Genomic DNA, 8,984 nt, shown 5'->3' with positions numbered 1-8,984 from the left:
GTGTGGGGGATGGGGGTGTCGATGATTTGGAGGGGGTGGACGGTGGTGACGATGAGGGTGTCGGTGGTGATGAGTCCGGCTTCGGTGAGGAGGGCGAACTCGATGTCGGAGTAGCCGGCGCCTTTGCCGAGGCGGACGCCGGTGGTGTTGACGGCGACGCTGCCGAGGACGATGACGTCGATGGGCTGGAGGGCGTCGACTTCGACGGCCGGGGCGCGGGCGGCGGCAGTGCGGGGGTGGGCGGCTTCGTGGGGAGGGATGGTGAGGCGGTTCGGGTCGAGGAGGTAGAAGGGCTTGGGGGTGGCGAGTTTCGGCACGGCCATGTAGACGGTCTTGCCTTCGGCCAGGGCGCGGGCGCGTACGGCGTGCTGGGCCTTGTCGGGGACGGCTTTGATGACCTTGGCGCTTTGCCAGGCGGGGTGTTCGGCCAGCCGGTCGGCGGCCTGCTCGGCGCCCTTGAAGTTGGGGATGCGGCCGTGTGCGGTGGTGTCGTGGACGGCTTCGGCGGCGTCGAGGGCGTCCCAGACCTGGGTGCGTACGAGTTGTTTGGCGTGGTCGGCTTCGGTGGTCACCCGGGTCTCCTTACGCGGTTCATGGTGCGGCCATGAGGGCGAGGAGCCGGTCGTGGACGTCTGCCACGTCCGGCTGCTGCCGCCAGGGTCGCAGCTCGCGGGCTGCGCTGAAGACGATGTTCATGCCTCCGCCGCCACGGGTGTCCTCGAGCTCGTTGATGGCCTGGTCCAGGTATGCGACGGCGGTGTCGACCTCGCGTTGGCGGATACAGGCGAGCGTAAGGTTCCCGAGCACGATGGTGCGAGACTTTCGTCGATCTTGCAGCTGGCCGGCTGTCGCCTCGAGGTAGCTGCGGGCTCGGTGGTGCTGGCCGAGGGAGAGATAGCAGGAGCCTGCCAGGCGACCGAACTGGGTGGGGGAGAGGAGTTCGGCCGCCGCGTCGGCGCTGTCCGCCTTCGAGAGGTGCCGGTCGGCTTGTGACAGTGCGGCTTCGCAGTCGGTGCTGCTGCCCAGCATGGCGTGGGCTTCGGCGACGTGGAGGAGCGCGATTCCCGTGAGGGCGTGGCTGACCGGCTTCGCGCTGGTGGCGGCTTGGTGGGCGAGGGACAGTCCTGAGTGCGGGTCTTGGGCGCCGTAGAGGGCGACGTAGCAGGTCCGGAGGAGCGCGTGGGCTTCGAGGACGTGGTCTCGCAGGTGTTGGGCGACGCTGACGCTCTGGTCGTAGTAGGTGCGGGCGGTCGCGTGGTCTCGGCGCTGCGAGGCGTCCCAGACGAGCTGGCCCATGAGTGTGGAGGCGTCTGCCTGGAGGATTCGCAGGTCGCGCTGCACGCGGCCCGCAGGTGCCTGGCTGGCCATTGAGGTGATCTCGGTGAGCTGCTGTCCGGCTTCGGCGAGGAGGCGGGTGGAGGGAGCGTGGTCGTAGCGGGAGGCGAGTGCGGTGAAGTCGTCGCGGAGGGCAGCGGCGGTGGTGAGGTCGATGCGTGAGGGGTGTCTCAGTGCGTGCTCTCGTCGTTGCCGTCGAGGTGTGTCGTCCCCGGTGGCTTCGGCCAGTAAGTCCTGAAGCTCTTCGATGTTGATGCCCAGTGCGGCGGCGAAGCGGGGTCGCATCCAGGGCTGTGGGCCGCCGCGGCCGGACTCCCAGCGCACGATCGTGGAACGGTCGACTCCCAGCCGCTCGGCCAGCGCCTCCTGAGTCAGTCCGACGGTATGGCGTCGCTGGATGAGTCGGTGCCGCTTGATGGGCATGGTCCTCGGCTCCCTGCGAATTCGGCTTGGTCCTGTCCGTTCGCGGTTCTTCGAGGTCATGCCCCGAAGTGCCACACGGGTACCGCATCGGTGCCCCGATTCTGCTCTGGTTACGGCCCTGTTGTGGCGGTTCTCTGAATGTCGAGGCCACGCCCGTTGCCGGCGGCGCGGCCGTCGAACCGCTACTTCTCCGGAGGTGATCGTGACCACGTTCGACTGCGTCCGGCTCCACGGCGATCCCGTCACGTGGAGCGCTGACGAGATCAAGGTCTATCTGCAGCTCGGGGAGGCGTGATGGCGACCGACACGAGTCAGCAGGCAGGCGCTGCCCACCTGCATGCCGTTCCCGACCGCAGGGACCTGTTGTACGACGTCCGGGCACGTCAGGCCGTCCTCCCGATCATCCTTCGGCACCCCGACGGGCGGCGGACGGAGACGATCCTCGTCCTGGACGGCAACCAGATGCAGCTCGTCGCCATCCAGCTTGAGCAGGCGATCGACAAGCGACAGAGTGCCGGGCACCTTCCGCCTCTGTACGGGAGCGGTCAGGCGCCGGGTGGCGGGGTGGAACGGTGAGCGGACGGCGTACCGGCTCGGCAGAGCGGATTCGGATGCCCGGCGCCGGGATGGTCATCGCGCTCGCGAGCGTCGGCCTGGTGGGGCCTGCTGTCGTGCTTGTGGCGGAGACGGCCCGAGGGGCCACGACCGTCGAACTCCCGGCTCTGGAGCCTTCGGCACTGAGCGACGGCAGCCACGAGCCCGCCGAACGTCAACCGAGCGAACTTGAGGCGCACTTGGCGGGCTCCGTGGCCGCCGCTCGCCCGGTCGCGGGTCAGCCCTGATCGCGACTCCTCCCAGACCCATGCACCTGAACTGCCAGGAGGCCGACTATGGAAGGAAACCAACGCGTGGAGTCAGTCACCATCCTCACGGCTGCGGCCGAGGGGTCGGTCAGCGTCGTGGCGCAGGATCCCTCGGTCATCGAGTGGGTAAAGCGCTACCTCTCGCCCTGGTGGACGGTTGGACGTCAGGCCGGCGGTGCTGCCACGGTGACTGCGGCGCACGATCCTGTCGAGTACCAGGCGCTGGCGTCCGCTGTGGCTGCCACGGCCTACGAGGAGGCGGCGTACCCGCGCTCCCGCACCTTCTACACGCGGGAGGCTGGCGGCTGCACTGTTCTGGCGTTCACGCCAGCTCAACAGGTCGCCTACCGCTACACGGCGGCGGCACGCCGGATGGACGTGGTTGCGTTCGCTCCGGATGCTGACGTGCTTGCCCGGGCGGCTGTTCGGGTCTCCCGGGAGCTGATGCGGGCGCAGTTGGTCGCGGATGGTTGGGCGGTCCTGCACGGTTCCGCGGCGGTGACCGATCGCGGTCGGGCTGTCCTCACCCTGGGGGACCGGGGTGTGGGGAAGACGACGGTGGCGTTCACTCTCGCGGCCTCGGGTGCTGGTCTGCTGGCGAACGACCGCGTGTTCGCCCGGGCACAGCCGGACGCGAGCGGGGTCGAACTGTTGGCGTGGCCGTCGGGCGCGGCGGTGGGTCTTGGGTTGATGGGTGCTCTGGGGTGGGTGGATGCCGCCCGTGCTCGTCTGGCGGCTGGTGAGACCGCTCATCCGTCGCAGGACCGGCGGGTTACCGACGCCCTCCTGGCCGGTCGGACCCAGGCGCTGCGGGAGGGGGCTCGGGAGCTCAAGGCGCATGTGCGGCCAGAGGAGTTCGCGGGCTGGTACGGCGTCACGACAGTGGGTTCGGCACAGGTGGGCTTGGTGCTCTTCCCGCGCACCGTGTCCGGTGCGGTGCCCGCCGTCGACCGCGACGGGAAGACGGAACTCGTCGAGGAGCACTTCATGTGCGGCTCGCAGGAGGACTCCTACCCGGACATCTTCAACCTCACTGGCGGGGAGGGTGGAGGCTCGGCGCGTGCTCGCGCCGACTTGGCGCAGGCCCTGGGGGCGCTGCCACGTCAGGCGCTCGTCCTCGGACACGACCATGCCGCCAACGCCGACCTGTTGGCAGCGCTGGCGGAGAGGTCGGCGCGATGACGGATGAGGCACGCGCGTGGTACGCGGTGAGTAGTCGGCGACGGGAGTTGACGGTGCTCGCGCCGAGCCGTGCGACGGCTTGGTGGGCTGAGGTGTCGGCTCACCTGCCCGGCGTCGCGGCCGACGGTGTCGTGCGGGTCGATTCCTCCTCCCGGACGGCGGGCGTGATCATCCCGGCCTGCGCGGGCGCGGCAGACGCTCGTCGTCTGGTGAACGCGCGTCTGCATCTGCTGCATCTTCGGGAGAGCACGCTGTGCGTGCACGCCACCGCGCTGCGCTGCCCGAGTTCGGGTGCGGCGGTGATGCTGTTGGGAGGGCATGGAGCCGGCAAGACTCTCGTCGCGCTTGCCTTGGCTCGGCGTGGGTGGCGGCCTGTCGCCGGTGACGTGGCGCTGCTGGACTGTGGCGGTGCCGTGCCAACGCTGGCCGGCGGGACCGCCGCCTTTGTCGTGCGTCCTTACGCGGTCCGCCGATGGTTCCCCGAACTCGACAGTGCGGAAGCCGACATGAGCCAGCGGTTCCGCGTGGAGCCGGACAGCGGTGGTCCGCTGCGGGCGGCGGTTCTCGTCGACGTTGACGGCGACCCTCGTGCCGGTGAAGGCGTGCTGGAGAGGGTCGACGAGCACACCGCTGCCACCGTGTGGTTGCGGTCGAGCGGCCACCTGCTTGACCGCGTGCTGGAGCAGGGCCGCACGGTACTGCGCAGCCTGGAGGACAGCCGCGCCGCCCGCCACCGGCACACGCTGGTGCGGGCGCTGGCCCGCCGCCTCGGGATGCACGCGGTGTGGGGAGCGCCCGGCGCCATCGCCGATCACGTGGAACGCCTGGTGAAGGAGGGCCCGGGATGAGCGAGCGGCATGTTGGGGCGCGACTGCGATTCCGGTCGGGCGAGGTCGTTCTTTGCGCGGCCGCAGGTGAGATCCCGCCGGGCATGGTGAGAGGGGAGTTCAGTGTGCTGAGCCCCGGAACCGAGCGGAAGCGCATGGTCGCCGCCGAGGGGAGCGAGGCCGGGTACATGGCGCTCGGGCAAACGGGGACGGAGAGCGGGTGGACGATGGCGCCGGTACCGCACGGTGCCGCGTTCTGGCCGCAACATGTCGGCGCGGTAGCAGCTCCGCCAGGAGTTTCCGCTCAGGTGGCGGCGCTTGGCCGGTTCCAGCAGATGGCGCTTCTGGGGCTCGACCGGATGCCGGCCGTGGACTGGGACCGGGTTGTCGTGGTCGGGTCCGGGCCGGTCGCTCTGGGCATGGTGCTGGAGTTGCGGCGTAGGGGAGTGGGCAGGGTCCGAGTGGTGACCTCCCGGGTCCACACTGCGATTGATCGAGCACCGTGGGTCGAGTGTGTGTCCCACGTCTCGGAGACGAGCGTGGTCATCGACGCGGTCGGGAACGCGCGTCGGGCCGCGTCGATGCTTTCGCCGGGCGGCATCCTCGGCCTCCTCGGCACTCCGGACGATACAGAGACGCTAGCGGCCGTCGACGTGCACCGGCGCGGCTGGACCGTGGTCGGAATGCACGAGCTGGCTCCCGCCGCAGCACCACACAGCTACCGCAGCGCCTACACAGAGGCCACGACCTGGCTGTCCGAGCACCTGGATCCGGCGTTGCTGAAGTTCTGGTGCCGGACCGTACCGGGCAACCTCGCTCCGGAGATCTACCAGCTCCTCGGAACGCCACGACGCCCCGCCGAACCCGTGACCCTCTTCGACTGGAGGGCCACGTCGTGAGCGGAGTCGGCCTGTACAGCATCGGAGTCCGGGGCCTGGACGTGCCGGACCTCCTGGAGTGGGCGAGGAAGTCCAGCGTTCCGTTCCTGCACCTGCGCGGCGGCCACCGGGGCTTCGACCTGGTCAACCGCGACGCCACGACGCTGCGGGCATGGCGACGCCGCGTGCGGGAGACGGTCCCGATCACCGGAGTGACCGCCGACCTCGACCTCACCGACCTGCTCACCACCGATCACGCCCACCGGCGGCAAGCCGCCGAGGAACTGCGCCGGCTCTCCGAAGCCGCCGCCGAACTCGGCGCCGGCTGGATACGGCTGCTCGCCCGTACTCCACTCGCCAGGGCGACACCACTCGCGCTACCGCAGACCGCCGTACCGCTCCTCGTCGAGCCACACCACCCGGACTGGCTCACCTCCACACACCTGGCCACCTTGTACGAACTCACCAGTGGTCAGGTGCGTCTACTGGCGGACACCGCTCAACTCGGCGCAACCGTGCAACGCGCGGGAGAGAGCGGTCAGCCGGCGTTGACCTGGCTCCTGTCCCGAACAGAAGCACTGCACCTCTCTGACGACGGCACCGGCCTGGCCGCCCACCCCGACGCCTCCGAGGTCGCCGCCCGCGCCGCCTGCCGGATCGCCGCAGGGCAGCGCATCGAAGTGGCGGTGGAGTGGACCGGGCCGGACCGTAGCCCGGCGACCTGCCTCGCCAAATACCGAGCGGCGGCTTCCTGGTGGAACCGCCTCGACCGCAGCCCGTAGCGTGCGTGGCCCTCGTCGCCACCCCAGTAAGGAGAAGGACATGCCGACCCCGATCGCAGCGGACGCCACCGCCGCACTGACCACCGCCTACAACGTCACCGACGCCCGCCTCACCCGCGTACCCGCCGGGCAGGTCACCATCAACTACCAGGCCCAGACCGCCGACGGACACAAACTGTTCGTCAAGCAGTACACACCCGACGCCGACCTCAGCGACGAGGCCGCGGCGATCGCCCAGACCCAACTCGCCGAGCGCCACGGGGTGCCGGTCGCCCATGTACTGCTCACCACAGAGGGGCAGACGATCGCGCGGACCGGCCGTGGTGCCATCTCGGTCTGGGAGTGGGTCGCCGGCGTGACCGTGGACTCCGGTTTGAACGCCGCCCAGCAGACCGAGACCGGCCGCACCCTGGGGGCGATCCACCGTGCCTTCGCCCAGCACCCGGCGAGCGCCGAGACGCCGCACAGGTTCCATGCCTGGCGCTCCCGGGACCTCAGCAAGCTTCACGTCGCCGTGGACGGGTTGCTGCGCACGATCAACGAGAGTCCACGCGCCGAATGGGACGACTTCGACGTCCAGGCCGCGCACACACTGGCAGAGCGGCAAAAAATGCTCCACCGGATGCCCGAGCTGCGCGACGAACTACCCGACCTCAGCTGCCAGGTCCTCCACGGCGACTACAGCGCCGTCAACCTGCTCTTCGACGGCGACCAGCTCGCCGCCGTACTGGACTTCCGGCCGCCGGAGCCCTTCCCCATCGCCTACGAGCTCGGCCGGATCGCCTTCGACCCCCGCTCCGTCGCACTCACCGACAACTGGATCACCGCCGGACGCACCCTCGTCGCCGCCTACCTGCAGGAGAACCCGAGCATCACCGAGGCGGACGTACGGTTCTGCGCCCGAGTTCAGCTCATCACGCTGGTCACCAGCCTCTACGGGGTCAAGCAGCACTACCAGGGCGGCGGCCTGCTCCAGGACGACCTGGACGCGTTCTGGCTGCTCCGCCACAAGGCAGCACAGCGGCTACTCGAACACCTCGGAGAAGCCGAGGAAGCGCTGGCCCATACCTTCGCCCAGACCTGACCGCAGCACAGCCCGACCGGCCAGCCTCACCGGGGCCGGACCGACGAACAGGAGACCCGAGGCAGTGGACACCTCATCACCGCTCACCGGATCCGGCCCCGTCCCGTGGACGGTCCTACGCGGCCCGGCTACCCCCGAACGCCTTCGCAAGATCGCCCAACAGATCGCGGACCAGCACCACCTCACCGCCGAACCCGGAAGCGACACCGTCCGGCTCACCTCCCCGAACGGCGCTCGCCTCCACCTGCGTTGGAAACCACTCGCCCCGCAGCCGCCACGCACTCTCGGCCACCAGACCCCACCCCCACCGTCGCTCGAAGTCCTCATCGACGCCGAGCCCGGCGCTGACGCGGAGATCCTCGGAGAACTGCACACGCACCTGGCCGACGCCCTCCTGCCCTACACGCCGAGCGAACTGGCGACCATCACCTCCGCGATGCCGCTGGTCCACCGCTACAGCGAACCGGACCGGGCGTTCGACGGCTGGGCACTGCTGTTCCGGGACCACTACCTGGAACACAGCGTCGGATTCCTCCTCGGTATGGAACGCGCAGGCATCCCCACCGCGTGGATCTACGCTCTGGACAAGGGCGACCGCACCGCCGGCCGCGACCACATCCATGCGACGCTCCGCGCCCGCGGCTACCGCACCGGCCTGCTCGACAACACAGCCATCAACAACCCCAAGACGCATGCCGATGCCCTCGCAACGGCGACCGCGCCGATCGACACCTTCCTGGACGCCGCACACGCCGCCGGCCGCCGCGTCCTGGTCATCGACGACGGCGGCCTCCTCGCCTGTGGCTACGGCGCAGCTGCTGCCCACCGCCGGGCCGACGCCGCGCTGGAACTCACGGTGAGCGGCGTCAAACGCATCAACGCCGCAGGGCCACTGGGGATCCCCGTCCTGAACCTGGCACGCTCCCAGGTCAAGACACTCCTCGGCTACCGGGAGATCGCCGACTCCTGCCTACGCCGCCTCCGCACCCTGCTCCCGGACCGCAAACTCATCGGCCGCCCGGTACTCCTCCTCGGCTACGGCACCCTCGGCTCCCGCCTCGCCGCCTACCTGCGCGCGCTCGGCTGCCGAGTCACCGTCGTGGACACCTCCCTACCGGCCCTCATCGACGCCGCCGAGACCGGCTTCCACACCCACTGCACCGCCGCCGAAGCACTCGACGCCACGCGACCCATGCTGGTGATCGGCACCACCGGCGAGACCGCTCTCACCGAAACCGACCTTCTCCACCTCGCCGACGGCACGATCCTCGCCCCGTTCGCCACCCGCGACTTCTCCGTGCTGACCACCGACCCCGAAACATACGACGCCACCGAGATCCCCGGCGTCGGCATCCGATACCGGCTCAGCCCCAGCCGCACAGTGACCCTGCTCGGCAACGGCCGCTCCGCGAACCTCTTCGAGGACGACTCCATCCCGCCCGAGTGCTACGACGCCTACCGCGCCGGCACCCTCATCGCGGCCCGCCACCTCTGCGCGGACCCACACCGGGTACCAGCGGGACTCCACACCCGCCCAGCAGACGAGGCCATCACCAACGCCGGCCTGTTCGAGGCGTACTACAACCTCTACGCAGCCCCCACCACCCACC

10 protein-coding genes are annotated in these 8,984 nt (G+C 69.9%); 8 read left to right on the top strand and 2 right to left on the bottom strand.

Going from position 1 to position 8,984, the window contains the following annotated elements; translation table 11 throughout:
• Together GL263_RS15375 and GL263_RS15370 are read right to left on the bottom strand one after the other, a co-directional pair.
• Positions 1–572 (bottom strand): 5-formyltetrahydrofolate cyclo-ligase (locus tag GL263_RS15375; RefSeq protein WP_182856275.1); only part of this gene is annotated, 572 nt, incomplete at its 3' end.
• A 19-nt stretch (positions 573–591) separates the two neighbouring features.
• The gene (locus GL263_RS15370; protein ID WP_182856274.1) at positions 592–1,758 is read right to left on the bottom strand and encodes a helix-turn-helix transcriptional regulator; all 1,167 of its coding nucleotides are present in this window, start codon (positions 1,756–1,758) and stop codon (positions 592–594) included.
• Positions 1,759–2,052: 294 nt separating this feature from the next.
• On the opposite strand from GL263_RS15370, the gene GL263_RS15365 reads away from it, so the two are divergent.
• From GL263_RS15365 to GL263_RS15330, 8 genes are all read left to right on the top strand, one after another.
• Complete coding sequence (locus tag GL263_RS15365; RefSeq protein ID WP_182856273.1) at positions 2,053–2,334, top strand: hypothetical protein; 282 nt, start codon at positions 2,053–2,055, stop codon at positions 2,332–2,334.
• On the top strand, positions 2,331–2,600 hold the full coding sequence (locus GL263_RS15360) for a hypothetical protein (RefSeq protein WP_182856272.1): 270 nt from the start codon (positions 2,331–2,333) through the stop codon (positions 2,598–2,600). The genes GL263_RS15365 and GL263_RS15360 overlap by 4 nt, the downstream gene beginning before the upstream one ends.
• A gap of 66 nt (positions 2,601–2,666) precedes the next feature.
• Entirely contained in the window at positions 2,667–3,803 is a 1,137-nt protein-coding gene (locus GL263_RS15355; protein WP_182856271.1) for a hypothetical protein, read from the top strand.
• Positions 3,804–3,856: 53 nt separating this feature from the next.
• Positions 3,857–4,651 carry a phosphoenolpyruvate carboxykinase (ATP) gene (locus GL263_RS15350; protein WP_323379413.1) on the top strand — a complete coding sequence of 265 codons (795 nt, stop codon included), beginning with the start codon at positions 3,857–3,859 and terminating at the stop codon, positions 4,649–4,651.
• A gap of 287 nt (positions 4,652–4,938) precedes the next feature.
• Positions 4,939–5,529 carry a hypothetical protein gene (locus GL263_RS15345; protein ID WP_323379412.1) on the top strand — a complete coding sequence of 197 codons (591 nt, stop codon included), beginning with the start codon at positions 4,939–4,941 and terminating at the stop codon, positions 5,527–5,529.
• A complete protein-coding gene (locus GL263_RS15340) occupies positions 5,526–6,290 on the top strand; it encodes an AP endonuclease (protein WP_182856270.1) in 765 nt (254 codons plus the stop codon). Before GL263_RS15345 ends, GL263_RS15340 begins: the two co-directional genes overlap by 4 nt.
• Positions 6,291–6,330: 40 nt before the next feature.
• Entirely contained in the window at positions 6,331–7,374 is a 1,044-nt protein-coding gene (locus GL263_RS15335) for a phosphotransferase enzyme family protein (RefSeq protein ID WP_182856269.1), read from the top strand.
• A 64-nt stretch (positions 7,375–7,438) separates the two neighbouring features.
• The coding region (locus GL263_RS15330; protein ID WP_182856268.1) for a Rossmann-fold NAD(P)-binding domain-containing protein at positions 7,439–8,984 on the top strand (1,546 nt) is incomplete at its 3' end.

Origin of the sequence: Streptomyces durbertensis (assembly GCF_014156695.1) — a bacterium.
Classification (GTDB): domain Bacteria; phylum Actinomycetota; class Actinomycetes; order Streptomycetales; family Streptomycetaceae; genus Streptomyces; species Streptomyces durbertensis.
The sequence above is the reverse complement of the archived record's forward strand: the minus strand, read 5'-3'. Positions and strand labels throughout refer to the sequence as shown.

What these genes read in the sequence shown, in the direction of transcription:
- GL263_RS15370 (WP_182856274.1), bottom strand. Translation starts at nt 1,758, where the DNA reads ATGCCCATCAAGCGGCACCGACTCATCCAGCGACGCCATACCGTCGGA.
- GL263_RS15365 (WP_182856273.1), top strand. Translation starts at nt 2,053, where the DNA reads ATGGCGACCGACACGAGTCAGCAGGCAGGCGCTGCCCACCTGCATGCC.
- GL263_RS15335 (WP_182856269.1), top strand. Translation starts at nt 6,331, where the DNA reads ATGCCGACCCCGATCGCAGCGGACGCCACCGCCGCACTGACCACCGCC.